The sequence below is a fragment of the Thermosulfurimonas sp. F29 genome (assembly GCF_019688735.1).
Lineage (GTDB): Bacteria > Desulfobacterota > Thermodesulfobacteria > Thermodesulfobacteriales > Thermodesulfobacteriaceae > Thermosulfurimonas_A.
Genome location: NZ_JAIFYA010000002.1, coordinates 310,364 through 337,360 on the forward strand (window position 1 = coordinate 310,364; position 26,997 = coordinate 337,360).

The window sequence follows — 26,997 nt, forward strand, 5'->3', positions numbered from 1 at the left end:
TGTATTAATTGATGGTATAAAATACATTGGGTCTGGCTCCTATTTCCGGTCTCAACACCCATATGGCTCTATGAGGATCGTGAACCAACTGAAACACCCGACTTTCGGGATCAGAGAGATCTCCGAAGATTCGAACCCCCGCCGGACAGGCTTTGGCGCAGGCGGTAGGGAATTTACCCTTGGAAAGACGGGATTCCCAGCAAAAGTCGCATTTATCGATGGCTCGTTTTTCCTCATTGAAGTAGCGCATATCATAGGGGCAGGCCGCGGCACAGGTCTTACAGCCGATACATTTTCGGGGATTTACCCGAACAATGCCCGTTTCAGGATCCTTAAAGGTGGCCTTGGTGGGGCACACTCTTACACAGGGTGGTTCGTTGCAGTGGTTACACAGAATGGGCATAAATCGTCGTTCCCAACCCCCCTTATTATCAGTGGGAAGATGTTGCTCAAGAATACGGGTTCTCCAGCCATAAGGAGGTACATTATTTGTTTTTCGACACGCCTCCATACAGCGTTCACAATCAATACACCGATCAGTGCGCAAGACCATGCTGTAATGCGGCTTATAGGGATAATGCCCTACATATTCGGGAATGTCCGCATATACCTCCTGGACTTTGGATACTACGGAAAGTAATTTCCCTCCGGCATAAACTCCGGTGATTACCAATCCCATCTTGAGAAAAAGCCTTCTTTCCTCCGTAGAAATATGCTCCACCCCTTCATTTGGTAGCCTCTTAATCCATTTGGCAAAGTTTTTAAACATGACACACACCCCCTCTTTTAACGAATTTTTAATGCTCCTCAGGCCGATGCCCGTCAAAAGTCATCTCTCCCCAGAGGAAAAGCGAGCCAAATAGTCCCAGCGATCCTATTACTATCAACCACTCAGAAAGAGATGGAACATAATGATAATATTCCGGCAGCCCGTAAATATGCATTCCCGCATAGTGAGGGACTATCTGTCCCCCGATGACCAGGTCGTAACGCATAACAAAGATAGCCAGCAGGGCTAATCCGGATACATAAGCCATGGCATTAATATCCCGAGCCCGGACTCCCACTACCACCAAGAAGGGTAATACCAGCCCCAGGAAGACCTCAAAGACCCAGAAATTAAAGGCAAAAGGTCCCTTCAGCATAGCCATAATAGTTTCCCATTTGCCGTGTGGTTTTCCAGCCAGGCTGGCAATGATTTTCCAGATCGTAAAGAAGATTACCACCGCGGTAAGAAGAGCATAGACCTTCCCGGTTACCCGAAGGGCCTCCCGTACGGAATCTTCCATGGGGCGTTCGGAGAGCCTATAAGCCAGCCAGGTGAAGAAAATAATTGCTGCAGCTCCACTCATCATGGCCGAAGCGATAAAATAGATAGGCATATAAGGTCCGTACCAGAATTCATGGGCATGAATAAGGCCGAAGACGGCTCCCAGGTTACTGTGTGCGGCTACTCCGGAAATAACCCCCATAAGACCGGCCAGAGCCGCTTCCTTATGCCTTCCCAACCTTATAAGACCGAACTCAATAAGCATAAAAAACAGATAAGCTCCGTAAAGGGTCCCCATCCACCAGATGTTTGACCGAAGATTGGGGGAAAGAGCATTCCAGATGGGCAGTCGCCATGGATTTTCAAGTTCCAGCCCTATGGCAAAAAAGCCGGCCAATATGGTACATATAGCAAGAAAAATACTCCGACTCGCTACCGGTTCCATGGGTTTATATCCAAACACATGTCCTATAGAGGAGGTAAGACATAGTCCGGTAGATGTTACTACCCAAAATACATAAGTAGAAATCAAAATACCCCAGGGAATCTCTCGTGTAACTCCATAAGCTTCCAAATGTCCTACCATAAAACTTCTTATTCCTGTAACTAAACCTATTCCTAATAAAATTAAGGAAATTACAAACAGAGCTATAATCTTAGAATTTCTAACTTCCGACTGAGCTGTAAGCATAAAAAACCTCCTTATCAGCAAATTTGGAGTTTAGATTTTCTTATATCAGAGCGAAATAGGGATAGTCAAATCTGATTTTTTCTAATTACGGGACTATAAAGTGGATATGAAGATGTTAAAAAATTTTTGACCTATCTTTTACAAGAAGAGACAAATTTCAGACCCCTAGAGGAGGGAAGTCCTAAAATCTCGTGCAGGAGAACACGGGAGGCCCGGAATGGAACCGGACCTCCCGGAATAACTAGAATTGATTGTTATTATTAATTCTGATCCACTTATTCCTCTCCCACTATAGTATCTAAGACCTCAGGATTTTGTTCATCTTCGGCCAGCAAATTATGGCACAATGTGCAGTCTTGAGTAATTGTTTCTCCATCCTTACTTTCAAACTCATCATTATGACATCTCCAGCATCCCTTATGACTGAGAAAATTAGGATATGTATTCCAGGATATTCTCATTTCAGGAAATACATTAAGCATATACGCTTCAATAGATGCCTTTATAGCTTCCTGTATTTTTTGTGAATCTTTCTTAACCAGCTCCGGATAATTTTTCTTATAGAACGACAGGATATATTCACTTATTTTTTGCCGAGCCTCTTCCCTTGAAGCGTATTTCTTGGTTATGGCTTCCAGAGATACTTTTTTGATAAAAGGTATATCTTCAGGCATTTTCCCCTGAACAAATTCTAGATCTATAGCCTCTTCAGGAGAGTGGAAGATATGAGTAGGACGATTATGACAATCCAGACAATCCATTTTGCGAATATGTACTTCTTTCTCCTCAGGTTTACCCTCAGAGTCTGCTTCCTCACTTTTCTTAAATATAGTCTTCTTTCCGTTTTCAATCTTTACTACCTCTACAATATTCTCCCTTTTCTCGTCAGTATATTTGTAAAATATCTGTACCTCAGGAGAAACATGCCAATGGATCCCCTGAGCCCTGTTCGCCCGCATACCGCCGGTTCCGGTTTTCATTAAAAGAATGGTGTAAAGTTTGCTATTTTTTTCATCAGGGGCTCTTTTTTCCTTAATAACTAATTTATAACCTATAAAGAACTCCGGACGATGACATTCCTCACAGGTCTCCCTGGCAGGACGAAGGTTATGAAGAGGAGTAGGAATAGGACGCGGATACTTATTACTTAAATATTCCACTACTTCTCTCATACCGGATAATTTTGATTTCACAAACCAACTTGCTCCGGGACCAATATGACATTCAACACATTTCACATGAGAATGGGGGGAATGTTGGTAGGCGGTATACTCCGGCTTCATCACTCTATGACATAGCCTACCACAAAAATTAACTGATTCTGTATAATGGTAAGCACTATATACAATAGCTCCCATACAAATAAGAACAAGAGTTAGAACTACAGAAGTTACTAAAGCGGTTTCTTTCAATACCTTAGCCTTATCAGCTTTTTTAATCAATTCTCCAATAACAGCTGGAGAGAAAAAACCTTGGCGAGAAATAAAAATACCCACACAAAACAGAGCTAAACCAAAAACCATCAAAGGGAAAATTCCCAGATAGAATATTTCTTGCCATACAGGAGAGGAAACATGGTAAGTACTATCTATAAAAGAAAATATTGTAAGAGGCGGAACTGTTATAAGCAAAATTATAGTACCAATAAGACAAAACTTATTCTGTTTGATAAAATTTCTAAAAAAAATCCACCCCTCCCTTAGCATTACACCCCTCCTTAATAAAAATTTTGGGTATATTTAGAACATTTTAAAGGGGGGCTCCCGCCCCCCTTTTCTCAAGGGTTACAACTTTTGAGGTAAAATCTTTAAGAAGTAACAGCAGCTACATCCATCCCTTTCTCAGCATCAGAGACAGAATGATAGGCGGTTCCCATCCTGGCAATAAACGCCAAACCAGCCAGCGCAGGAATAATAGCAAACGGTCCCAATACCATAAACCCGACCAACCCTAACACCAAAAGCACCAATTCTTTCAACCCTTTCATCTTAGGACCTCCTTAGGGATTTTCTAAAAGTATATCTTACCTTTTTACCCATGTCAATACCATAAATTCCTAGAACAGCAATACCAGAGAACCAAAAACCTGTCAATATGGAAATAGCAATTTCCAACTTTTTATAATTCTAATCTCCACTAAAAATTACGAATAAAAATTGTTAAACCGGATTTTTAAATTTATCGGAAACAAACAATCGTATTGTAATCGATTTTATGAAAGACATAAATACAGAAAAGAGAAATCATCAAATATAGCCAACGAGAGCGCCTTAGCGAAATGAAATACCACATTGACCAGCATTCCCAGGCGAAGGGAGGAAACCCGAGATATCCGGCCACGGGCATCTCAAAAAGCTTGAAACGCATGAGCCACTCCCAGGGCAGCGTGTATATCCACTTGGTACCGGCCCAGTAGTTCCAGGACTCCCAGAAAAATCCGCATATAAGTCCTGATAAAAGAAGAAGGGCGGGGCGCCGAAAGGAACCCCGCCGGAGATCTTCCAGAAGAGAATCCTCAGGTCGAAGCAGGTAATTGATGGGCTCAAGGAGCAAAAAGCCCCAGGCCCAGACCAGAGGGAAAAAGTAGCGGGGATAGGCCACGGGCAACAGGGCACATAGTAATCCTAAAACGGTGAGGAGGGGAAACCATCGGGGGGGATCCGGAACGGGACGGACTTTAAAAGGAGCTTTCCAGAGGTAATCGAGTAAATCGTAGGTTTCAAAGATGCCCGGAAGGACGGTGGCAAAGGCCAGAGTATATCCGAGCCAGCGCACCCAGAGTGAGGCGGGCACATTGACATAGGCCCAGTTCTTAAGAAAGAGATTGAACCATTCAAAAACCAGCCACACGAACACCGAAATAAAGGAAAGTTCCAGGAACTCCCGGGGCCCGGAGGTGAGCCGGGAAGAACCTTTTAGCCTAAGGTTGAGCCAGTCCACGAAAAAGATGTAGTTCCACCAGGCGAAGAGATAAAACCAGGTCTTCAGGAAGGGACAGCCCAGAGCCAACCCGATAGCCGCAGTCAGGAATACTCCCAGAGCCAGCGGGCCGTAAATTTTCCGGAGAGCCATCATACGCCGGTCCCGGATCATAAGTATATCCTGCTTCTGTCGCCCCACATGGCGGAATCCGCCGGATATTTTTTCATGCCCGTAAAAGTTTTACAAGAATAAAGGATAATTATAGAGGTATTGACTTTCTTTTAAAGTCTTTGCTACAAGTAAAAAAAATAATCCGGAAGATCGGATCGTACGCGATGAAAAAGACCCTTTCACCGCTTACACGGATAGAAGGGCACCTCAGTGTGGAAACCGAGGTGCGGGATGGGGTAGTGGTCTCGGCGCGCTGCCGCGGGGAGATGTATCGAGGTTTTGAGAATCTGTTAGTGGGGCGAAGACCGCTTGACGCTCAGCGTATTACCCAGCGTATCTGCGGAGTTTGTCACGAGGTTCACGGGGTAGCCTCGGCCCGGGCCCTGGCCCAACTCTACGGGATTGAACCACCGCCCAACGGACGCCTACTGCAGGACATAATCCTGGCCCTCCACATGGCCACCGACCACATCCTCCACTTTTATCACCTCGCGCTCCCGGATTATGTGGACTTTGCCGTCGTGCTTTCCTATCGGGGAAGAGATCCGGCTCTAAAGCACTTAAGGGAGTGGGTCAGGATCCGCAAGCCCTGGCTTTTCGTGAAGAAGGTTCCGGGGGATTATCTCTCCGAGCCCTCTCAGGCCCTGCCTTTTGTAGCCCATTATTTTGAGGCCCTGGAGGTAGTGGGGCGGGGCGCGCAGGCTCTGGCGGTCTTCGGGGGGAAGGTGCCCTTTACTCATGCCATCTTTCCCGGGGGAGTCACGGTGGAACTCACCCCGGAAAAGGCGGCCAAGGTTTCGGAGATCGTTGACGAGCTTTATCGGTTTGCGGTGACGACCTATCTTCCGGATGTGGAAAGACTGGCCGGGATCTACCGTGAATATTTCAGGATCGGTCGGGGGTACTTCAACCTCATTTCCTATGGAGGATTTGCCTCCCTTGGAGAGCCCCTATCCCGGCCCGGGGTACTCATAAACTTCGAGGAAAGGCCGTTTGAGGTGGAAAAGATCGTGGAGCATGTAGCGCATTCCTATTACGAGGGCGGTCTCCGTAGTTTCCGGGAGGGGGAGACCAGGCCGGCCTACGGGAAGGCCGGGGCCTATTCCTGGATCAAGGCTCCGCGCTACGATGGCCATCCCATGGAAACCGGGCCACTTTCCCGGGTCTGGTTTTCCCAAAAAGGAAGGGCCTTACTCCTCAAGCGTCTCAAAACTCTGAAGCAAGCCAGGGAGGCCATCTTTTCCACCATGGGGCGTCATCTTTCCCGGGCGGTGGAATCGGTGATACTTCTGGAATTCTGTCAGGAAGCTCTTTCGGCCCTTGACTTTACTCAGCCAACCATAGTGACCGTAAATCCCGAGGCCGCGGTAAGCGGTTCGGGCCTGGGCTTATCCAACGCCGCCCGGGGGGAGCTCCTCCATTATGTTGAGGCCGAAAGGGGCCGCATAACCCGTTATCAGTGCGTGGTGCCGAGCACCTGGAATTTTTCTCCCAGGGACGCGGAGGGGAAACCCGGGCCGGTGGAAAAGGCCCTGGAGGGGTGTCCGGTGCGATTCGGGGAGGGGCTGATAGAGGTGGGAAGGGTGGTCAGAAGTTACGATCCCTGTCTGGCCTGCAGCATCCACTGAGGAGGGGGGCTGATGGATCTTTACCTTAATCGCCGAGAGTTCCTCAAGTTTTGCGGGAAACTATCCGTAGCCCTCTGTGGCACGGAGTCTCTCACGGAGGACCTTGCCCGGGCCTTTATGAAAATCGCCCGGAAGGAACCACCCGTGATATGGCTTACGGGGCAGGCCTGTTCCGGGGATTCTGTATCTCTGGTTTACTGCGATTCTCCGGGGCTGGTGCCGTTGCTTACGGCTCTGGTGGATCTCAAGTTTCATCCGGTTCTTTCCGTGGCTCAGGGTGAAGAGGTGCTGAGAATTATTCGGGACATGAGAAGGGCCGGGGGCTACATCCTCTGCTTTGAGGGAACCATTCCGATGAAAATGAAGGGCGCGTGCACCCTGGGGGAGGATTATCTGGCGGATTTCCTGAAAGAGGTGGTTGAACCGGCCCTGGCGGTTGTAGCCTGCGGGACCTGTGCCTCTTACGGAGGAATTCCCGCTAAAAATCCCGAGACCGGGGCTGTAAGCGTTCCGGAGTATCTCGGAAGAACGGGTATTGAAAAGCCGGTGGTAAGAATCCCGGGCTGTCCCATGAACGGGGTGCGTTTTACCGGCACGGTGGCCTATTTCGTGGCTTACGGACGGTTGCCGAAACTGGACAAGGATGGAAGGCCGGTGATGTACTACGAGGAGGTCATTCATCAGAACTGTCAGCGTTTTCAGTGGTTCAACCAGGACCAATATGTCATGGATTATGCCCGGGACAAGAGAAAGTGTCTCTTCAGAATGGGATGCCGGGGACCGGTAACCCATGCCGATTGTCCCTTAAGGCGCTGGAATCGTAACACCTCCTGGTGCGTGGATGCCAATACGCCCTGTGTGGGATGTGCTCATCCGGCCTGGCCCTGGTCCAGGGAGGAAGGAATTTATACCGATCCCCGGAAGATAAAACCCGAGGCCTTTATCGGAGGTTAAGATGGCTTTCAAGTTGAGCCATAAGATTTTACTGCTGGTTTTTCTCATATGTTTTATCTTTACCGGTATTACCTATTATACCGAGAAAAGAGTACGAAGGCTCCTCGAGGGCACCCTCCTTACCAATATCCAGAATCTCTCCCGGATAGCGGTTCAGGGAGCCGTGGATTCCCTGCGAAAAGGGAACATGGCCAACTTTTCCCGGCTTCTAAAGGTCATTGCCCGGGAAAAAGGGGTCCTGGAATTCTCTCTCACCGACGGTCAGGGGCGGGTGCTTTATTCTTCCAGGGAAGATTCCAGAGGGAAAAATTACCGGACTCTTCTTCGGCAAACCATTCACATAAAAGAAAACGGTATCATTTCGGTGGTTCCGGTAAAGACCACCCGGTACTGTCTGAGATGTCATCCGGGATGGCGGGAGGGACGGGCGGAAAGTTACTTTGTGCTTTTTTATTCCAATGAGGCACTGAGTAATCTTTCGGAACTTACACACCGGCGTTTCTATGTAATATTATTTACGGCTATCCTGGTACTGATTCTGGCCTGGCTATTTTATCACTTCAGTATAGGCCGTCCTTTAGAGAACCTGGTTCGGGGGATTGCCCGAATTTCCGAGGGCGATCTCAGCTATCGTTTTAAGGTCAGAGGACGGGATGAGATCGGGGAGATGACCAGGGACCTCAACCGTATGGTGGAGAGACTTTCGGGAGATTTAGTAAATCTTGCGGAGAAGGCGGCCCGGATGGGAGAAATAACGGGCACGGTGGTTTCGGAGACGGAGAGCATTGGGGCGGAGGCCGAACATCAAAAGGTCCTCGTGGAAAGAGCCAAGGGTAGCTCGGCTAAATTGGCGAGCGTTAAGGAGGAGACGGTCCGGGCGGAAGAAGCCGTTAAACAGGTGCATGAACTGGTCTCTTCCGGGGAGGCCCTTCTCAATCAGGTTCAGGGGCTTGCGGAACGCACCTCGGAAAGGGTTGAGCATGTATGGCGTAGTATTTCCCGTCTGCACGAACTTTCCGGAGAAATAGGAAGGATAAGCCAGACTATTCGGGATATTGCCAATCATACCCATCTTCTGGCGTTAAACGCCACTATTGAGGCCGCCCGGGCCGGAGAGGCCGGGAAGGGTTTTGCCGTGGTGGCCAATGAGGTCAAAGAGCTCTCCCGTCAGACCGAGGAGGCCACCGGCGAGATCGAGAAGCTGATCTCCGAGATCTCCGGAGGGGTGGAAGAGAGCGTAAACATCATGAAGGAGACCCTAGAAGAAGCCCGATCCGGTAAAGAAAAGGCGGCCGAGGTATACCAATTTTTCCAACAGATCTTTCAAGAAATGCAGACCGTATCGCAGACTTTTGAACATACCCGGACCGTGATGGAGGAAATGACGAAGGTGATCACCCGGGAGATCGGAGAAATTTATCAGGGAGCGTTAAAGAACGAGCAAACCATGGAGAGACTGAAAAATCTCTCGGTAGAGCTTCGCAACCTGGTAGAGGAACTGGAAAACCTGATAAAGAAGGTAAAGGGCTAGCAGGCCCGAAGTCCCTTTTGCGGCCCGATCCCGTATTTTACATAATATCCATTATCGGACATAACGGGGGGTGAGCTTAATCCTCTTCTTAAAAAAGATTGAATTTTGGGTTTCTTAAGTTTAAAGTTGGAATATGCTAAAACTCATCCTTCTGTTTATCCTGACTGTGGGAATCTATGTCTACTATCTTTTCCGGAAAAGATCGGCCTCAGAATTTCACTCCGGCCCGGGAATATCCACTTCGGGAACCCTCGAAAAGAGCCCCCCTGCGGAGTTTCCCCGGGATCTCGGTAAGGATCTCCGGGATCACCGGCATCAGCAGGATCAGGAAGTTGAAAATTTCGTCGTTTATGACCTGACCCGGTATGAGTGGATCCCGGGGTTCTCCTCTGAAAAAGTAGAAAAAGAGGTCACCGCTTTTCTCAAAAACATACCCCCGCCGGAAATACTCTCCTCCAAACTTCATCGGCTCCTGGCCAGTCCCGACGCCAACTTCAAGGAAATCGCCAGGATCATCTCTCTGGACCCCCTTCTCACCGCGGAAGTTCTCCGGATAGCCAACTCGGCCTACTATCGAACCACCGCCTCCCAGAAGATCACTTCGGTCCATCGGGCCATCGTTCTTCTGGGATACAATCAGCTCCGCATGATCCTCCTGCATTATTTCTTTCGTAAAACCTTGGACAAGTATTCTCCGCTGAGTGCCCGGGAGATAAGAGACATCTGGAAACATTCCGTGGAAGTCTCCGGAATACTAGGCTATATAGCCCTCCGTAAAGGATACGACCCAGGACTTTACATCACCGCCGGCATCCTTCACGATGTGGGAAAATTCTTCCTTCCCCTCTTCGGAGAAGAAGGTTTTTGCTCCTCCAGTGCCTGCACGGAGGATTTGCCGCCTTTAAAGGAGGAGGAAATCAGGTACGGATTCGGCCATCACCTCCTCGGTGGGCTTCTGGTCAAATTCTGGGATCTGCCCTCGGAGATCTACGCGGCTACCGCCTATCACCATCCTGTATCCCGAGAGCAATTCTGGGATCTTCCGCCGGAGGAAAGAAAACTGGCCGCTTGGGTGGCGGTGGCCGATTACCTGTCCCACCTTTACGGGGGCCTCGAAAGCAGGTACGCCTACCGAATTCCGGGATGGATCTACCGGATCCTCGAAATCAGAGGACCGGCCGAAAAACTGGCCACCGGGGAACTCCTCTCCTCCCTGCGAAAGGCCTCCCTGGTGGCCGAAGGACTCTAGACCTTTTCCACCCTCACCGCCGCTACCTTGTATTCCGGGGTGTGCACCTTAACATCGAGCCCGGGGCTGGTAACCAGATTGGTAAGGGGTTCCTCGAAGTGGAAATCCATGAAGAGGATTCCCGGATTGACCCGGGAGGAGATGTGCACCCTTGCGGAGATGGCCGCCCGGCGGCTCACGATGCGAACGAGATCCCTCTCCCGTAGCTTCAGACGGCGGGCGTCCTTGGGATGCATCTCCACCAGCTCCTCGGGAACCAGCTCCATGAGACCCTCTATCCTCCTGGTCATGGAACCGCAATTGTAATGGTAAAGGCGTCTTCCGGTGATGAGAAGAAAGGGGTAATCCCCTCCGGGTTCCTCCTCCGAGGGCCAGTACCTGGGAAGGGCAAAACTGGCCTTCCCGGAGGCCGTGGCAAACCTTTCCGTGAACATGAGCTCGGTGCCGGGATGGTCTTCGTCGGGAACGGGCCAGCACAGGCCCTTTTCCTCGAGTCTTTCGTAGGTTATGCCCGCAAAGGCAGGTATCACCCGGCGCATCTCCTCGAAGATGTCCCGGGACGAACGATAGGGCATCTCGTACCCCAGACGCCGGGAAATCTCGGCGATGATCCACCAATCCGGAGGCACCCCCGCCGGCGGATCCACCAGCTTCCTTATCCGCTGAACCCGGCGTTCTCCGTTGTCCGTGGTGCCGTCCTTTTCAAAAAGACAGGCCACCGGAAACACCACATGGGCGAATTCCCCGGTCCTGGGGAAGAAGATGTCGTGCACCACCAGAAGCTCCAGGTTCCTCAGGGCCCGGTGCACCATGGTGAGGTTGCCGTGCGTCATCGCAATGTCGTAACCCACTACATAGAGGGCCTTGAAACGCCCGGCCAGGGCCTCCTGATACATCCGGGGCTCCGTAAGACCGGGTTTTTCCGGAAGAGGACGCCCCCAGATCTCCTCGAACTTTTTGCGCACCAGGGGGTCCTCCGGCTTCTGATACCCCGGAAGCACATAGGGAAGGGCCCCCATGTCGCAGGCCCCCTGCACATTGTTCTGTCCCCGCAGGGGCATGGCCCCGGTGCCCGGACGCCCCACATGCCCGCACAGAAGGGCCAGATTGGCCAGCGACATCACCCCGTAACTTCCGCTGCGGTGCTCCGCCACCCCCAGTCCCCACAGAATTAAAGCCCTTTCGGCCCGGGCGTAAAGGCGGGCCACCTGTTCTATGTATTCCCGCCGGATACCCGTCAGTCTTTCCACCTTCTCCAGGGGCCACTCCGTAAGGATGTAGCGGGCGTAGGCCTCGAAGTTCTCGGTGCGCTTCCGTATGAATTCCTCGTCGTAAAGGCCTTCTCTCAGGATGACATGCGCGATGCCGTTGGCCAGCGCCACATTGGTGCCGGGCCGAAGCGGAAGCCACAGATCGGCCAGCGCGGCGAGCTCCGTCTTCCGGGGATCCACCACCACCAGTTTGAGCCCCCTCTCCAGGGCCCGCCTGATTTTGTAGCCCACGATGGGATGGGCCTCGGTGGGGTTGGCTCCCCAGAGCACGAGAACCTCGGCCCTCAGGATCTCGTCGAAGCTTCCCGTGGCCGCTCCGGATCCGAAGGTGGCCGCGAGACCCGCGACCGAGGGAGCGTGTCAGACGCGGGCCGGATTGTCTACATTGTGGGTCCCCAGCACCGCCCGGGCGAACTTCTGAGCCACATAGGTCTCCTCGTTGGTGGTCCGCGCCGAACACAGGACCCCTATGGCTTCCGGTCCGTCCTTGTCCCGGATCTCCCTGAGGCGTTCGGCCACGAAATCGAGGGCCTCCTCCCAGGAGACCTCCCGAAAGGGTTGCCCCCGGTCGGTGCGCATGAGGGGTTTGCGAAGGCGGTCCGGATGACGATAGAAGGTGTATCCGAAGCGTCCCTTCACGCATAATTCCCCGTAATTGGGAGGCACCGGAGCCCCGGTGACCTCAAGGATGCTTCCGTTCTTGACCCGGGCCAGCAGGTTGCAACCCGTCCCGCAATAAACGCAAACCGTGCGAATTTCCCGGGCCTCTCCCCGTCCGAAAGGCACCGTGGAATCCTTTCTGGTAAGGGCCCCGGTGGGACAGGCGTCCACGCAGGCCCCGCAGGAAACGCAGTTTTCCGTAAAACTGAAGTGGATCTCCTCTTCCTCCGTGCCCTGAGCGTAAATCTTGAGCTCCAGGCCCTCGTGATTGCAGCTTCTCACGCAGCGGAAACACCCCACGCACTTGTTGGAGTCCACCTCTATGAAGGGATGATCCGTCTCCAGCCGGTACTTGGCCCGTTTGCGCCCCCGGGCTGGCACATCCTCGGCTATAAGAATCTCCCGGAAGGTGCACTTGTGAAACCCCAGACAGCCGCACTTGAGACACCTCTCGGCCTCCCTCCGGGCCTCCTCCTCCGCTAGGGTCCCCACCACCTCGGAAAAGTCCCCTACCCTTTCCCCGGGATCCCTTTCCGGAGGACTGACCCTTTCGGCCGGGGGAAACTGTCCGTAGAACTCGAGATCCATCTCCTCGGGCCGACGCCCGCGATTGAAGTCGAACTTCACCGTGGGAAGGGCCCGGGGTTTCTTCAGGCCCGTCAGGTAGGCGTGAATGGCCTCGGCCGCGCGGCGCCCCGAGGCCACCGCCTGAATCACCGTCTTGGGACCGGTGACGAAATCCCCTCCGGCAAACACCCCGGAAAGACTGGTGGCCTGGCTTCCGCTCTGGACCTTCAGTTGACCCGTGGGGGTGGTGGCCAGTTGAGCCTCCAGCTCCCCGAAGTTCCTGAAGGAGGTGTCCGGTTCCTCCCCCCAGGCCCGCACCACCAGGTCAAACTCGTAATCCCTTTCGCTTCCCTCAAGAGGTACCACCTTGCGGGCCTTGGTTTTGGGATCCGGTTCGGAAAGGACCGTGCGGGCTATCCGCACCCGATAACCGCTTTCCGTCTTTTCGATCCCCAGCGGAAGGGCCATCAGGAAGAGCTCCACCCCCTCGGCCTCGGCGGCCCTCACCTCCCTCTGCGGGGCGGGCATCTCCACCCGCGAGCGGGGATAGACCAGGGTCACCCGGGCCCCGAGACGCACCAGCGCCCGCGCCGTATCCACCGCGGTGTACCCGCCCCCCATAACCAGAACCCTCTGCCCCTCTCTTACGGGAAGATCCCTTCCCGCGGCAAGCTCCTCCAGCAATTCCAGCCCCGAAAGGGCCTCCTCCTCCCCGGGCACCCCGTGTCCCCGATCCCGGAAGGCCCCTACGGCCAGAAAGATCGCGTCGTACCCCCGGTCAAAGAGATCCTTGAGGGTGAAATCCCGTCCCCAGGCCGTCCCGGTACGAAGCTCAATCCCCAGGGAAAGCAAGCCTTCAATTTCGCGTCTTACCACCTCCTTGGGAAGCTTGAATTCAGGAATGGCCCAGCGGGGCATTCCTCCCGGCTCTTCCCGAGCTTCGAAAATGGTCACTTCATGTCCACGGAGCCTCAGGTAGTAGGCCGCGGAGAGGCCGGCCGGCCCGGCTCCCACCACCGCCACGCGTTTGCCCGTGGGAGGAGCCGTCTCCGGTCTGATCTCACCGTGCTCAAGGCCCCAGTCCGCCACGAAACGCTTGAGGTCGTTTATGGCCACCGGGGCGTCCACCAGAGCCCGGCGGCAACGGGGTTCACAGAAGCGGGGACAAACCCTTCCCACCGTGGCCGGAAGGGGAAGCTTTTCCTTGATGAGGCTTAAGGCCGAGGCGTATTCTCCCCGGGCGATAAAGGCGATGTAGCCCTGGATGTTGAGCCCTCCCGGACAGGGCTGACTGCAGGGGGCCTTGCAGTCCCCGTAATGGTTGGCTACCAGGGCCTCGAGTTTTTTGCGACGGGCCTCTTTTACGGCCTCTGAAACGGTGTTTACCCTGAGACCATCTTCCACCTTGGTGACGCAGGCCCGCACCAGACCCCGGCCCTCCACCTCCACGAGACACAGCCCGCAAGGGGAAGGCGGCTCCGAGGCCCCGGGAAGGTAACACAGGGTGGGAATTTCGATGTTGGCCCTTCTGGCCACCTCAAGAAGGGTCTCCCCGGCCCGAACCTCTATCTCCTTTTCGTCCAGCCAGATCTTCATAATGGTCCCCCGTTGCCCCCGAATTCCAAAAAAACCCCGCTTCCGATCCCGAAAGGGATGAAGACCTAGAGCTCCAGCCAGGACTCCGAGAAGATGGTCTTTCCGAGAAGCACCCTGGCGGTCTTGTAGATCTCCAGCTCCTTCGGGGAGAGACTCTTAGGATCCGGCTCGTCACCGTCCATCATGTCGTGCACCAGCTTGACCCAGTCGGGGTGCTTTCCCTTGGCGATCTCCACCAGCTCTTGATCGTAGACATTGAGAATTGCGGAATGGATGTTGTACTTCATGAGCATCATGAGATAGACCCGATCCAGGTAGGGCCGAAGATGAGGAGCCACGCCGTTGGAGACATTGGAAAGCCCCACGGTGCTCTTGGCGCCGGGGGCGATGTCCTGAAGCATGGAGAGAAACTCAAGCCCGGCCAGAATCTGATCCGCCCCCAGGGTGATGGGAGTGGCGATGGGATCCACCCAGATCTTCTCGTTGGGAATTCCGGCCTCGTTCAGCTTCATGATGAGATCCACCGCGAGCGCCGCCCGTTCGTTGGCGTCCCGCGGCATCCCCTCCGGCCCCCACAGGAGCGCCACCACATCGCAACCCAGTTCCGCCGCCACCGGGATGAGTTTCTCCATCCGCTCGGGCTGCGCCGAAATGGAGTTCATGAGACAGCGGGAGGGATTCTTCGAGGCCTTGAGCCCCGCGGCCATGGCCTCGGGATTGGTGGTATCCAGAGATACGGGCACATCGGTGACCTCCTCCACCACCCTGACGATCCAGGTGGCAAGCTCCGGACCATCCTTCTTGGCCGGCCCGATGTTAAGATCGAGGTAATCCGCCCCCCTTTCGGCCTCCTCCCGGGCCATCTGCTGAATGGGCTCGGGATTCCTCTCCTTCATCGCCGGTCCGATCCGCTTGGACATAATATTGATGCTTTCGGCAATACAGACCACCTGCTGACTCATAACCTCCCTCCTCAAAATATTTTATTTGCCCCTAGGCCGCCTTCCACTCTTTCAGGAAGGCCGGAAGTCCGCTGGCCTCCCGCGGCCCGATGATGATCTCCCAGTCAGGAAGCTCGTCCTCAAGCTCACCCTTGATAGAAGCGAGATAGCCGGGTATCACCAGCTTCCGGTGCTTGACCTTGTCCGCTATACCGCACTTCTTGACGAACTCGGCAATGGTGTCCGCCCCGAACTTACCCGCGGCCCAGGCCGTGAGCACCGAAAGCCCCTCGGTGTCCTTGATTAGAAGCCAGGAGGGGACCCGGCTGCCCTCCACCTCTCCGGAAACGATGAAGTAGGTGAGGGCGAAGTTGCAGGTCACCAGCACCGGAGAGTTCTCGTCCGGTCCGTTGATGGGATAGATCCCCTCCTCCACCACCAGGGGCTTCTGCGGATCGGTAAAGATGTTCATCCTCTCCACGAAGAGCGGAAAGAGTACATCGCCCCGGAAGTCGGAAAGGATCATGGCCCCGGCGTACTTGGGGATGAGCACCGCAGCCAGAATGGCCTCGGCCATGAAGTTCTCCGCATACCGGTAGGGGAAGGTTATGGTGGGAAACCCGAAGGGCTTGAAGCGCTTCTTGATGGCCGCCCGGCGGACAATGACCTGGTCCTCGTAAAGCTCCCGCACGCTCCGGGCCCCGGTATCCAGCACCAGGTCCTTAAGCCCCATCTTGACGAGTTCCTCGGAGATGCGGGCCGTCTCCCCGAGACTGTCACCCTTTACCGCCAGCGCCGCCTTCTTCTCCTTGGCCAGTTCTCCCATCTCCTTGAAGTTGTCGAGGGTGGCGGCGTAAAGAAGCGGCCTGTGTTCCCCGCAGATATCACAGGCCGCCGAAAGCGCCTCCCGATCCCCGCTCATGAGAACCAGGACCGCCTCGGGTACCTCCTCCCGCACCTTCCTGACCAGACCACAGAAGGCCTCTTTACCAGCCCCAGTGTCCTCCACCGCCACCATGTCGGCCTTGAGCTCCACCCCTACCCGTTCCCACCTGAACCTGCGAAAGGCCTCAAGACGCCGCTCGACCTCCTCGGCGCTCATGTCCGTGGCGATACGCACCCCGATGGCCGTGGGGTTCTCAAAACGCTTCTCGTGCCGGAAGAGAACGGTCTCCCCGCCGAGCTTAACCTGATGCTCCCCGCTTCCCAGAACCACCGTGCGAATGGGCGGAGCGGAGGCCTCGGCGATCTCCTCCTTCACCGCCGGGTCCACATGCGGACACTTGTCGATCTCCGCCTGACCCGCCGCCACCTTCATGGCAAAGGCCAGACAGGTGGGAAAACCGCAGTCCCCGCAGTTGGTCTTGGGTAACTTCTGCATTATTTGGATGCCGGTGAGTCCCATCTCCCCTCCTCCCTTACATCAGAGGTTCCATCTCAAGCACCGGATGCTTGACCTTTTCAATCCACTCCTTGACTTCCTGCTCGGTGGTGGCCACCGTCTCGTCGGCGATCTTGTCGATGAGATCCGGGATGCCCAGTTCCTCGGCCCGGGCCTTGAGCTTGTCCCTGAGCTCCTCCTTGAGCATCTTGGGCATCCACACCACCCGCTTGAGACCGCCTTCGGCCAGGAGGAACTTCCGGGAGGTAATGTAATGCTTAGACACCCCCATGAAACCGGGAGTAACCTGCCCTCCTCCCACCATGCCGGCCATGGTGGAAAACTTCATGCCCGTGGGAGTCATCCCCAGATAATCGCGGTTAACGATCATGATCCCGCTAACCGAAGGCAACACCGCGGCGATACACTCGAAACATCCGCAGGCCGTCATGGGGTCCACCAGGATGCTGTAGAGACTCACCCGCTCCACCTTGCCCCGGCTGGCCTTCTTGACGAACTCGTTGATGCCGGAGAACTGTCCCAGGCGTTCGTCGAGAAGCTCCCCCTTCTCGATGGGCTGATTGGGGCCCGCGGGATTGAGCTCGTAGCAGGCCTTACCGTCCAGCCAGTTGTAAGCTCCGCACATCCCGATCCGCTCCGGGGTGATCACGCACACATGGCTCGGGGCGAAACTCTGACACAGGGTGCAGGAATAGTAGACATCCACGCTCTCGTCGGTCATTCCGGCGATCCGGGCATCCCGCTTGGCGTACACCTCCTTGGCCAGCTCGAGGATCTTTTTGACCTTGTCCTCCTCGGTGTAGATGGTCACCTGACACTTGTCCACGATGGCCCCGAACTCCTGACGCATCTTGGCGTAGAGGATCTCACCGATGTGCCTGAAGAGGAAGCCCTTCTCCACCGCGGCCTTGCTGATCCGGAGCCACATGATGTTCCGCTGCCCCACATGCATGATGCCCTGGGCGTAGTTGATGAGGTGGTGGAACTGGCGCTCCAGAATGGCCTCGAAGTCCTCCTGCATGTTGGCACCGGCCACCTCCACCACCACCGCGAAGGGCAACCGATAGGGCGGACCCTGGAGACCGAGCTTTTCCACCTCGTTTATCTCCGGACCGATGACCTCGATTCTCCCGTCCTCCACCTCCTCGAGGGGCTTCGAGAGCAGCAGCTCCACCGCCGGGGTCCGTCCACCACCGCACTCCAGATAGAGATCGTCCTTGCGCACCCGCTCTCCCTCGAAGGCCGGGGCGTAGGCCACCGGAATGTCCAGCTTTACCGTGGTGACCTTGAGCCCCCGCACCTCGATGGCCCGATCCACGATCTCCTCGTGCGGCACCCTGGAGACCACATGTTCGTAAGTGCAGATGCCGTAGGGCTTTATCTCCGGCTCGTCCCAGTCGGAGATCACCGGGAAGCCCCAGTTGATGGCCCCGGCACCGTTGGCGTACCACTCATCCGAAATGGGGCCGAAGGTGATGGCGAAGGCGAAGGTCCGATCCTTGTTGTAAAGGAGGTTACCCATGTAGTCACCGGGCTTGATTCCCCCGAAGGCCATGGCCACCCGGCAGGCGAACCCGATGGCGAAGACCACCGAGGTGTAATCCGGACCGAAGGGGATGAGACGGGTGGGCCAGCCAAGCTGCACTCCGGCCTCCTTCAGCATTTCGGGCATGTAGCGCCCGTCGGTGTGATGGTGCATGAACACATAGAGGTTCTTTTCCTGAAGCTCCTGGGCAATCCTCACCGCCGTTTCCCTGTCCGGCGGGGCTCCCAGGATGGCCGCAAACCCCGGGGCCGTGCCGTCCACGAACTCCACCCCGCGCTTCCGGAAGATCACATCGTCCGCCGCCCCCAGCCAGATGTTCCCGTTCACCGGCTCCTCGGTCTTGGTGTAAAAGTTCGGCTCCTCGAGGTACCGGATGGCCTCGATGACCTCCTCGGCGAAAAAGGTGGCCATGCCGGCGTCCAGGGCCGGCCCCAGATAAGGGGTCCAGAGCTTCTCGTCCGGGACGGGCGGAAGAAGCCGACGCGCCTCCTCCAGCACCTCCCCGCAATCCCCCAGCTTCTTCACCGGATACCCCAGCATGGCGTAGATTATGGGAAGGTAATAGGCGGTGTTCGGAAAGGACACCTCCTGGTCCTTTCCGAACTTCTTCACCGCCTCCTCGTATTTCTCCTGGGCCCGCTCCACGATCTTGTGGGCCCCGCGAATGGCCTTGGTGGCGATGATCTTGGACATGGCCTAAACCCCTCCTTTAATTTTGTTGCATAAGTCCCTTTATTATCGTTTTTGTTAGCTCAATGGCTTTGGGATGCCGCATGATGAAAAGATCTCCTCCGGCCAGGGCCAGGGCCACCGAGGTGATGGCCTCCATTAGGACTCCGCGCACCTCCTGGTCCCCGAGCAGGTCGTCCGAGGGAAGGCCCACCTCCTTGGTCTTCCACACCTCGCGACCCACATTGCAGACGAAGGGGACCTGGAGCTTTTCGTCCTGCGCGTAAAGGGCGGCGAGCCTTATCCTCTCCATCACCGAGTAGGTGTACTCCAGACCGTATCCCAGGGCCCCGATGGAGGGATCCATGAGAATCTTGTCCAGGGCCACCCCCACATTCTCGAGCAGGATGTTCAGCTGCTTGGCGAGATTCACATCGATGGGACTGGAGGCGATCACCGGCAACCCGTATCCCATGGCCGTAGCCCCGATGGTCCGGTGATTGGCCTCCTCCACCGGCCCGATCACCGCCCCCCTATCCCCCAGGACTTCGGCCACCTCCCGCAGCACCTCCACATCCTTTTCCGCGTGTCCGGATCCCCAGACGATGATGGGCACATCCACCGCCCCGGCGACCTTCTCCACCACCTCCCGGGCGTGCCCGGCGTCCAGATTGAGATAGTTGGGATCCGTCCCCATGAGGTATACGCACACGGCCTCGGCTCCGTAGGTCTCCACGCACTTTCGGGCCCAGGCCGCGGGATCGTCCAGGACATCCGCAAAGTACCTGGTGAGGCTTTCCGGCCAGTTCTCGGGCTTTACATCCAGAACCTCCATGGCAATCCGCGGCTCGTGCCGCATCTCGCCCTCAAAAAGATGGAAGGGCAGAACATTCGTACCGCCCACTTTGAAGGCCTTCTCCCCCTTTCCGACCTCCACCTCGCGGATAAAAGCCGTACCGGGCTCCTTGTAAAGGTCCTCCGGGAGCCCCGCCGCCCGCTCGGAAAGGGGACGATACTCTCCGGAAAAGGCCCCGATCTCCACCCCCTCGGCCGGGACCGCCGGCGCAGGCTTCTCTTCCGGTTGGACCTCCTCCGGTTTTTCCTCGGGCTTCTCTTCCACCCGAGCTTCGACCTTTTCTTCGGGTTCGGGTTTCTCTTCTTTGACTTCGGGCCTGGCCTCTTCCACCGGAGGTTTGGCTTCCTCAACCGGAGGCTTCTCCTCCACCGGGGGTTTTTCCGCCACCGGAGGCTTCTCTTCCGCTACCGGCTTCTTTTCCTCCACCGGAGGCTTCTCTTCCACCCGGACCTCAACCCGCGGCGCCTCCGGGATCTCCGCCGGGGGCACCACCTCACCCCCGAGAAGGGCCCGCTCGAGACGCGCCAGACTGTCGTGGAGCATATTGAAGCCCTCGCGCAGGGCCTCCATGCTCGAGCGCACCGTGGAAAAGACCTCCTTGAGGGCCTCCACGGGAATCTCCACCCTGGGCGGGGCCTCCTCCGGCACCTCCTCGGCCGGCGGAGCCGCCACCTCCACCCTCTCCACTGGCCGCTCCACCTCCACCACGAAGGGCGGACGCACCTCGGCCTCGAGCGGACGGGGATGAAGCCCGGCCCGCTTCACGATCTCGGGCACGGCCTCCTCCCACTCGATGGCCATGATGTGCACCCCGGCCACCCCCGGGATCTCCCGCACCTGCTGAATGATCTCCACCGCGATGTTGATACCCTCCTCGCGCTTGTCCCTGGCCTCCTTCATGCGGCGGAGAATTTCGTCCGGAACATCAAGACCGGGCACGAAGTACTTCATGTAGCGGGCCATTCCGAAGGACTTGGGCGGGGTTATTCCGGCCAGGATGTACACCTTTTCCGTGAGCCCGAGATCCCGGGCCATCTCCATGAACTTACGAAACCGCTCCACATTGTAGATGATCTGGGTCTGAATGAACTCCGCCCCGGCCCGGACCTTCTTTTCCAGACGCCGGACCCGGAACTCAAAGGGATCGGCGAAGGGATTTTCCACCGCTCCCAGGAAGAACTCCGGCCTGGCTCCGGTCAGCTCCTCCCCGCACAGAAACTTCCCCTCGTCCCGCATCCTCCGGACCATGGCCACCAGCTGGATGGAATCCAGGTCGAACACCCCCTTGGCCTCGGGATGGTTGCCGAACTTCTGGTGGTCGCCGGTGATGCACAGGAGGTTCCTCACCCCCAGAGCCGCCGCTCCCAGGAGGTCGGCCTGGATGCCGATCCGGTTTCGATCCCGACAGGTCATCTGAACCACCGGCTCCACCCCCTCGGCCATAACCAGCACCGCCGAGGCTATGGAGGACATGCGGACGATGGCGGTCTGACAGTCGGTAATGTTGGCCGCATCCACATACCCCTTGAGCAACCGGGCCTTGCGCCGCACCACCTCGGCGTCGGCGCTCTTGGGAGGCCCGATCTCCGCGGTCACCGCAAAGTGTCCCTCGGAAAGGACCCTAGCGAGATGACTTCTAGGCTCCACCGTCTCCCTCCTCTTTGATTTATCCCACCTTAAGGTCTTCCCTTATTCTTTCCCGGGGGCCACCGTGTCCGGCCGGACGCCAGTCCTTGGCCGGGAAAAACTCCATGAGCCGATCCAGCTCCCCCCGGGCGGAAAGTCGCTCGTAAATCTGGTGCCACACGCAGGGCACCTCCGGACGAATCTCGCAACGCCCTCCCTGGGACCCCCCGCAGGGTCCGTTAAGGAGATTCTTCGCACACCGCGCGATGGGACAGAGCCCGCCGGTCACATCCAGGATGCAGTCCCCGCAACCCCGGCACTTTTCCTGCCATTCCCCCAGGGCCGGATTGGCCCCGTAAAAGCTGGTGTCCACCCCAGGGTAAACCCGGATCTCGGGAAAGAGGTCCGCAATGAGGTTCACCCCCACCCCGCAGGCCATGGACACCACCGCCTCGTAGTCCCCGGCCATCTCCTTAAGAGGAGCCAGGTACTCCGGATCGCACTGGCGAATAAGGGTGGCCTCCCCGGTCTCAAGGGGCCTTCCCGCAAGTTTGCGCGCCAGGCGCAGGGCCGCGGCCATGGTCTCCACCTCACGGTCGCCCCCCGCCGAACACACCGCCACACACCCCCGACATCCCAGAACCAGGACCTTTTCGTAAGGCTCTATGGCCTTGAGGACTTTAGGAATCGGTCTTCTCTCTGCAATTATCATTTTGTCTTTCTCCTCAAGACTTAGACTTCATATTTAAAGCTGTTTCGAAGGTTCTCTTAACCTCCTCCATGAAGGGCCCAGTATCCAGGCGCGGGAGAAAGGCAAAGCGCACCCGCTCCGGTTCAAGACCGATCTCCTCGATGATCTTCCGGGCCGAAAGCGCCTTCTTCTCGGCCCGGAGACTTCCCGAGAGATTATGGCACCTGTCCTTTTCGCAGCCGGCCACCAGCACCGCCTCCGCCCCCTCCTCGAAGGTGCGGAGGATGTCCGCCACCTCGATGTGACCGGAGCAGGGATAACGCCGCACGATCACCGTGCCCGGAAGGCCCTGAAAGTCCTCCTCACCGGCCTGGTTGGTGTAGTGGCAGCAAAGCACCCCTATGGTTACGGTCATGAGATCCCCACCCCCACCTTCATGGTCTCGAATTCTGCCGCGGGCTTAAGCTCGATGGCCCGGGCCGGGCACTCCCGCACGCAGATCCCGCAGGCGTGGCACTTGGCCGGATCAATCACCGCGTACCCCTCCTCCCGGATGCTCGGCGCCCCGAAGGGACAGACCCGCACGCAGGTGAGACACGCCACGCACTTTCCGGGCTGTACCCGGGCCAGCCGCCCGGCCTCAAAGAGCGTCTCCTCGTCGGCAAGCCCCGTCCGTAAGGCGTATCCCCGCAGGGCCCTGATGACCTCCGCGGGTTTCACCTCCATGGGACACACCGGCACGCAGCTTTCGCACTGCGAACAGTGCCAGAGGATCGGCGTGCCGAAGAGCTTTTCCCGCAACCCCAGAACGGTGGCATGCACGATCACTCGGGGATCAAAGTCTCTCCGTATCTTCTTTACCGGACAGATTCCCGAACAGGCCCCGCACCGGAAACACTGGGCATAGGTCTCCGGCAGCCCCTCCACCTCCGGAAGCCAGTCTCTCGCAAGCTCCATTCTCATCATTTTTTCCCCTTCTCCAAGGCCTTGAGTATTCCGGTCAACTCCTCCTCAGAGGCCCCGGTGGCCTCCGCAAGAGCATCGAGACTCTTCGGTCCCTGGGCCAGAAGTTCCTTTACCTCGGCCTCAAATATCCTCTTCCTGATCTGGGGCACGAGCTTCTTCTCCACTAGGGCCGCTATGTTCTCGGCACTGTAGTCCCCTAATTTCTTGATCTCCTTGGCCAGATTGCCGTACTGGGCCCGGAATTGCATATTCTGACAGAGTTTGCGCGCCGCTTCAAGACGGAAACGCAGCCTGTCCCTGGAAAGCCCCTCCCGCTCCCCTAGAGGGCCGAGCCCCCGAACTTTCTCCGTAAAGTCCGTAAGCAACCTCACGAACCTGGGCCCCTCCGCCGCCGAGGCCCAGTCGATATAAAACCTATCGGGAAGGATCCCCACCGCCTCGAGGATCCTCCTTACCGTTTCGGCCATAATCAGGGCTTCGTAATTACCAGACTGGTAATGGCATTCCCCGAGGTGTCACCCGCCCACGAAGACCCCGTCGGACCCTACATAGAAGGCCTCTACCACGAAACGGGGATCCATACGGCCGGTGCACATGATGCGGATGACCCGGTTGTTGGGCGGATAACTGAACCGGGCCACTCCGGCGGAATCCGCCGCCGCATAACAACACCAGTTGCAGAGAAAACTGAGTATCCTCGGCTCAAATCCCATAACCGCCCTCCTTAAGCGGCTTCTTTTTCGGCCTCAGCCGCGGACTTTTCCTCCGCCTCCTCCTGCCCGAAGGCCCGGATCTGCTCCAGAATGGCCTCGTCGGTGAATCCGCCCAGGGTGATGGCGAAGACCGGACAGTGCGATCCGCAGATCCCGCAGCCCTTGCAGGCCGCCGCGATCACCCGGGCCTTCCGGCGTTTTTCCACTTTGACCATCTCTATGGCGCTGTAGGGACACAGGGAGGCGCAGATCCCGCAACCGATGCACTTCTTCTCCTCCACCCGCGAAACGATGGGCGGAACCTCCACGAACCCCTTGGCCAGAGGCACCGCCGCCTTGGCCGCCGCGGCCCTGGCCTGAGCCAGGGTCTCGGAAAGGGGTTTCGGGCCGTGAGCCAGACCGCACACATATACCCCGTCCACCGCCACCTCCACGGGCTTGAGCTTCACATGGGCCTCCAGGATGAACCCCTCCGGGTTAAGCGGGGTCTTGAGGATCTGGGCCACGGGATTGTCCTTCTCGGCCTCAATCCCCACCGAAAGCACCACCAGGTCCGCGGGAATCTCCACCTCTTCACCCAGAAGCCTGTCGTAGGCCCGAACCACCACTCCTCTCCCCTTCTTCACCACCTCGGGTCGCCGATCCGGACTGTAGCGCAGGAAGATTACCCCGCGATTGCGGGCCTCCCGGTAGAGCTCCTCGTAAAACCCGTAAGTCCGCATGTCCCGGTAAAGAATAAAGACCTCCGCCTCAGGCTGAAGCTCCTTCAGGCGCAGGGCGTTTTTCACCGCCTGCTGACAGCAGATCTTGCTGCAGTGAGAGAGCTCCTCCCCCCGGGAGCCGGCACACTGGATCATCACCACCCGCTTGACCTTTCCAAGGGAGCGTTTCCCCCGGGCCAGTTTTTCCTCAAACTCGAGCTGGGTGAGCACCTTCGAGCTTTCCCCGTAAAGATATCCCGACGGACGATGCTCCCGGGCTCCGGTGGCCACCACCACCACGCCGTGGTTCACCACCTCGGATCCCTCCTCGGCCCGGATGGTGGAGGTGAAATTGCCTACATAACCCGAGATGTTCTCCACCGTGGCCCGGGTGAAGACCCGGATCCGGGGGTGCCTTTCCACCTTTTTGATCAGGTCTTTCAGGATCTTCCGCGGATCCTCTCCCTCGGCCAGGAAACGCACCCGCCGAAGGTTGCCTCCCAGCTCGGCCTCCTTTTCCACCAGATAGACCTCAAAGCCCTGCTCCGCGATGGAAAGCGCCGCGGTCATTCCCGCCGCCCCTCCTCCGATCACCAGGGCCGAGGGGGTCACCTTTACCTTCTGGAGCTCCAGGGGCTTGAGCCTCCTCGCCTTGGCCACCGCCATCCGCACCTGATCCTTGGCCTTGGCCGTGGCCGCCTCGGGATCGTCGGCGTGCACCCAGGAACACTGGTCCCGAATGTTGGCCATCTCCACCAGGGCCAGGTTGAGCCCCGCCTCCCGCAGGGTCTCCTGGAAGAGGGGTTCGTGGGTACGGGGGCTGCAGGCCGCAATCACCAGCCGGTTGAGTTTGTGCTCCCGAATGATCTCCTTGAGTCTTTCCAGGGAATCCTGGGCGCAGGAGTAGACCGTGGTGTCGGCGTACACCACCCCCGGGAGCTTCGCCGCGTACTCCTTCACCGCCTCCACATCCACCACCCCGGCGATGTTCACCCCGCAGTGACAGACGAAAACGCCAATTCTCACCGGCATCGAAAGAAGCTCTTCGTCCTCCGGCGGAAAGCTCTTCTCCACCGCGTCCCTTCCGCGCACCTCGGAGAGCAACTCGGACACCCGGGCCGCGGCCCCGCTCGCCTGCATCACGCTCTCGGGGATGTCCTTCGGCCCCTGAAAGGCCCCGGCCACATATATGCCGGGCTTGACCGTTAGGGGATCAGCCACCGAGGTTCTGGCGAAGCCGAAAGGATTGAGCTCGATCCCGAACTTCCGGGCCAATTCCTCTGCCCCGGGCGGGGCCGAAAGTCCCACGGAAAGCACCACCATGTCGAAGAGCTCCCTATGGACCTCGCCGTCTTCGGTCACATAGGTGATCCCCAGACGGCCGTCCACGCTCTCCACCTTGGGCACCCGGGCGTAAACGGTGCGCAGGCCGTACTTCTCCACCGCTCGCTCAAAGGCCGCGTCAAAACCCTTGCCCTGGGTGCGCACATCCATGAAAAAGAGGGTGATCTCCGCCTCCGGGGCGTGTTCCTTGAGCATGGAGGCCTCTTTCATAGCGTACATGCAGCAAACCGAGGAGCAGAAGGGCCTCCCGCAGGAAACATCCCTGGAGCCCACGCACTGAAGAAAGGCGATCTTACGGGGATGAGAGAGGTCCGAGGGGCGCAGGATCTCCCCCTCCGTGGGTCCGGAAACGCACATGAGGCGTTCCACCTCGAGACTGGTCATTACATCGGGATACTTCCCGTAGCCGTACTTGGTGAGGGCCTCCTCCGGCACCTCCCCGAATCCCGGGCACAATACCACCGCCCCCACCTCGAGCTCCCGCACCTCAGGTCTCTGATCGAAGTCGATGGCCTTGGGCCCGCACACATTGGTGCAGATCTGACAGGTCTCGTGGTTGAGGCGGAGACACCGCTCCTCGTCGATGTAGTAGGCCGTGGGCACGGCCTGAGGAAAGTCGATCCGGGCCGCCCGGGTGAAGTCCAGCCTCTCGTTGTATTCGTCCACCGCCTCCCGGGGACAGTACTGCATGCACTGTCCACAGGCCGTACACCGGTCCGGATCGATGTACCGGGGACGCACCCGCACCCGGGCCTTGAAGTGCCCAGGTTTCCCGGAGAGGGCCTCCACCTCCGCCAGCGTCAGGATCTCAATGTTGGGAGACCGACCGGCCTCCACCATCTTCGGCGCCAGTATTCAGATGCTGCAATCGTTGGTGGGAAAGGTCTTGTCGAGCTTGGCCATTACGCCCCCGATGGTGGCCTTCTTCTCCACCAGGTAGACATAATAGCCAAGCTCCGCGAGATCCAGGGCCGTCTGGATCCCGGCGATACCTCCTCCCACCACGAGCACCTTTCCCGATTTTCCGGCCAT

Annotated in this window: 19 protein-coding genes and 1 pseudogene; 4 read left to right on the top strand and 16 right to left on the bottom strand. The window is 57.1% G+C overall.

All coding sequences use genetic code 11. The features are described from left to right. Positions 1-4 precede the first annotated feature (4 nt). The 5 genes from K3767_RS06150 to K3767_RS06170 all read right to left on the bottom strand — a co-directional run bounded on the left by K3767_RS06150 (position 5) and on the right by K3767_RS06170 (position 5,054). A complete protein-coding gene (locus tag K3767_RS06150) occupies positions 5-769 on the bottom strand; it encodes a 4Fe-4S dicluster domain-containing protein (RefSeq protein WP_221172692.1) in 765 nt (254 codons plus the stop codon). 28 nt (positions 770-797) lie between these two features. Continuing rightward, positions 798-1,961 carry an NrfD/PsrC family molybdoenzyme membrane anchor subunit gene (gene nrfD, locus K3767_RS06155; RefSeq protein ID WP_221172693.1) on the bottom strand — a complete coding sequence of 388 codons (1,164 nt, stop codon included), beginning with the start codon at positions 1,959-1,961 and terminating at the stop codon, positions 798-800. Between the two features lie 275 nt (positions 1,962-2,236). Next, positions 2,237-3,667 (bottom strand): NapC/NirT family cytochrome c, encoded by a 1,431-nt coding sequence (locus tag K3767_RS06160; protein WP_221172694.1) that lies wholly within the window; start codon positions 3,665-3,667, stop codon positions 2,237-2,239. Positions 3,668-3,768: 101 nt separating this feature from the next. After that, complete coding sequence (locus K3767_RS06165; protein ID WP_221172695.1) at positions 3,769-3,948, bottom strand: hypothetical protein; 180 nt, start codon at positions 3,946-3,948, stop codon at positions 3,769-3,771. A gap of 191 nt (positions 3,949-4,139) precedes the next feature. Beyond that, the gene (locus K3767_RS06170; protein WP_221172696.1) at positions 4,140-5,054 is read right to left on the bottom strand and encodes a hypothetical protein; all 915 of its coding nucleotides are present in this window, start codon (positions 5,052-5,054) and stop codon (positions 4,140-4,142) included. A gap of 164 nt (positions 5,055-5,218) precedes the next feature. On the opposite strand from K3767_RS06170, the gene K3767_RS06175 reads away from it, so the two are divergent. The 4 genes from K3767_RS06175 (at position 5,219) to K3767_RS06190 (ending at position 10,416) form a co-directional block, all read left to right on the top strand. After that, positions 5,219-6,682, top strand: a complete 1,464-nt coding sequence (locus tag K3767_RS06175) for a nickel-dependent hydrogenase large subunit (protein WP_221172697.1) — start codon at positions 5,219-5,221, stop codon at positions 6,680-6,682. A 12-nt stretch (positions 6,683-6,694) separates the two neighbouring features. Beyond that, positions 6,695-7,636 (top strand): hydrogenase small subunit, encoded by a 942-nt coding sequence (locus tag K3767_RS06180; protein ID WP_221172698.1) that lies wholly within the window; start codon positions 6,695-6,697, stop codon positions 7,634-7,636. Between the two features lies 1 nt (position 7,637). Continuing rightward, positions 7,638-9,167 (top strand): methyl-accepting chemotaxis protein, encoded by a 1,530-nt coding sequence (locus tag K3767_RS06185; RefSeq protein WP_221172699.1) that lies wholly within the window; start codon positions 7,638-7,640, stop codon positions 9,165-9,167. A gap of 133 nt (positions 9,168-9,300) precedes the next feature. Further along, the gene (locus tag K3767_RS06190) at positions 9,301-10,416 is read left to right on the top strand and encodes an HDOD domain-containing protein (RefSeq protein WP_221172700.1); all 1,116 of its coding nucleotides are present in this window, start codon (positions 9,301-9,303) and stop codon (positions 10,414-10,416) included. Here the strand turns inward: K3767_RS06190 and fdhF are convergent. The 11 genes and pseudogenes from fdhF to K3767_RS06250 all read right to left on the bottom strand — a co-directional run bounded on the left by fdhF (position 10,413) and on the right by K3767_RS06250 (position 26,997). Then, entirely contained in the window at positions 10,413-12,935 is a 2,523-nt protein-coding gene (gene fdhF, locus K3767_RS12115) for a formate dehydrogenase subunit alpha (protein WP_255592354.1), read from the bottom strand. The two genes, K3767_RS06190 and fdhF, sit on opposite strands and share 4 nt — an antisense overlap. A gap of 117 nt (positions 12,936-13,052) precedes the next feature. Continuing rightward, positions 13,053-14,510, bottom strand: a pseudogene (locus K3767_RS12120) (FAD-dependent oxidoreductase); the annotation flags it as partial. Positions 14,511-14,575: 65 nt separating this feature from the next. Then, positions 14,576-15,472 (bottom strand): dihydropteroate synthase, encoded by an 897-nt coding sequence (locus K3767_RS06205; RefSeq protein WP_221172703.1) that lies wholly within the window; start codon positions 15,470-15,472, stop codon positions 14,576-14,578. 31 nt (positions 15,473-15,503) lie between these two features. Beyond that, entirely contained in the window at positions 15,504-16,856 is a 1,353-nt protein-coding gene (acsC, locus tag K3767_RS06210; protein ID WP_221172704.1) for an acetyl-CoA decarbonylase/synthase complex subunit gamma, read from the bottom strand. A gap of 13 nt (positions 16,857-16,869) precedes the next feature. After that, a complete protein-coding gene (gene acsB, locus K3767_RS06215; RefSeq protein WP_221172705.1) occupies positions 16,870-19,092 on the bottom strand; it encodes an acetyl-CoA decarbonylase/synthase complex subunit alpha/beta in 2,223 nt (740 codons plus the stop codon). A 16-nt stretch (positions 19,093-19,108) separates the two neighbouring features. After that, entirely contained in the window at positions 19,109-21,571 is a 2,463-nt protein-coding gene (locus K3767_RS12125) for an acetyl-CoA decarbonylase/synthase complex subunit delta (RefSeq protein ID WP_255592321.1), read from the bottom strand. A gap of 19 nt (positions 21,572-21,590) precedes the next feature. Further along, positions 21,591-22,262, bottom strand: a complete 672-nt coding sequence (locus K3767_RS06230) for a methylenetetrahydrofolate reductase C-terminal domain-containing protein (protein WP_221172706.1) — start codon at positions 22,260-22,262, stop codon at positions 21,591-21,593. A gap of 13 nt (positions 22,263-22,275) precedes the next feature. Continuing rightward, a complete protein-coding gene (locus K3767_RS06235; RefSeq protein ID WP_221172707.1) occupies positions 22,276-22,656 on the bottom strand; it encodes a hydrogenase iron-sulfur subunit in 381 nt (126 codons plus the stop codon). Beyond that, positions 22,653-23,207 carry a 4Fe-4S dicluster domain-containing protein gene (locus K3767_RS06240; protein ID WP_221172708.1) on the bottom strand — a complete coding sequence of 185 codons (555 nt, stop codon included), beginning with the start codon at positions 23,205-23,207 and terminating at the stop codon, positions 22,653-22,655. Before K3767_RS06240 ends, K3767_RS06235 begins: the two co-directional genes overlap by 4 nt. Further along, positions 23,204-23,920 carry a hydrogenase iron-sulfur subunit gene (locus K3767_RS06245; RefSeq protein WP_221172709.1) on the bottom strand — a complete coding sequence of 239 codons (717 nt, stop codon included), beginning with the start codon at positions 23,918-23,920 and terminating at the stop codon, positions 23,204-23,206. Before K3767_RS06245 ends, K3767_RS06240 begins: the two co-directional genes overlap by 4 nt. 11 nt (positions 23,921-23,931) lie before the next feature. After that, positions 23,932-26,997, bottom strand: a complete 3,066-nt coding sequence (locus K3767_RS06250) for an FAD-dependent oxidoreductase (protein WP_370630442.1) — start codon at positions 26,995-26,997, stop codon at positions 23,932-23,934.

Bases quoted from the DNA above. Each gene is read 5' to 3' on its own strand.
- K3767_RS06150 (WP_221172692.1), bottom strand. From the start codon at position 769: ATGTTTAAAAACTTTGCCAAATGGATTAAGAGGCTACCAAATGAAGGG.
- K3767_RS06180 (WP_221172698.1), top strand. From the start codon at position 6,695: ATGGATCTTTACCTTAATCGCCGAGAGTTCCTCAAGTTTTGCGGGAAA.
- acsB (WP_221172705.1), bottom strand. From the start codon at position 19,092: ATGTCCAAGATCATCGCCACCAAGGCCATTCGCGGGGCCCACAAGATC.
- K3767_RS06240 (WP_221172708.1), bottom strand. From the start codon at position 23,207: ATGATGAGAATGGAGCTTGCGAGAGACTGGCTTCCGGAGGTGGAGGGG.
- K3767_RS06170 (WP_221172696.1), bottom strand. From the start codon at position 5,054: ATGATCCGGGACCGGCGTATGATGGCTCTCCGGAAAATTTACGGCCCG.
- K3767_RS06160 (WP_221172694.1), bottom strand. From the start codon at position 3,667: ATGCTAAGGGAGGGGTGGATTTTTTTTAGAAATTTTATCAAACAGAAT.
- nrfD (WP_221172693.1), bottom strand. From the start codon at position 1,961: ATGCTTACAGCTCAGTCGGAAGTTAGAAATTCTAAGATTATAGCTCTG.
- K3767_RS06190 (WP_221172700.1), top strand. From the start codon at position 9,301: ATGCTAAAACTCATCCTTCTGTTTATCCTGACTGTGGGAATCTATGTC.
- K3767_RS06175 (WP_221172697.1), top strand. From the start codon at position 5,219: ATGAAAAAGACCCTTTCACCGCTTACACGGATAGAAGGGCACCTCAGT.
- K3767_RS06230 (WP_221172706.1), bottom strand. From the start codon at position 22,262: ATGATAATTGCAGAGAGAAGACCGATTCCTAAAGTCCTCAAGGCCATA.
- K3767_RS06205 (WP_221172703.1), bottom strand. From the start codon at position 15,472: ATGAGTCAGCAGGTGGTCTGTATTGCCGAAAGCATCAATATTATGTCC.
- K3767_RS06235 (WP_221172707.1), bottom strand. From the start codon at position 22,656: ATGACCGTAACCATAGGGGTGCTTTGCTGCCACTACACCAACCAGGCC.
- K3767_RS06185 (WP_221172699.1), top strand. From the start codon at position 7,638: ATGGCTTTCAAGTTGAGCCATAAGATTTTACTGCTGGTTTTTCTCATA.
- K3767_RS06165 (WP_221172695.1), bottom strand. From the start codon at position 3,948: ATGAAAGGGTTGAAAGAATTGGTGCTTTTGGTGTTAGGGTTGGTCGGG.
- acsC (WP_221172704.1), bottom strand. From the start codon at position 16,856: ATGGGACTCACCGGCATCCAAATAATGCAGAAGTTACCCAAGACCAAC.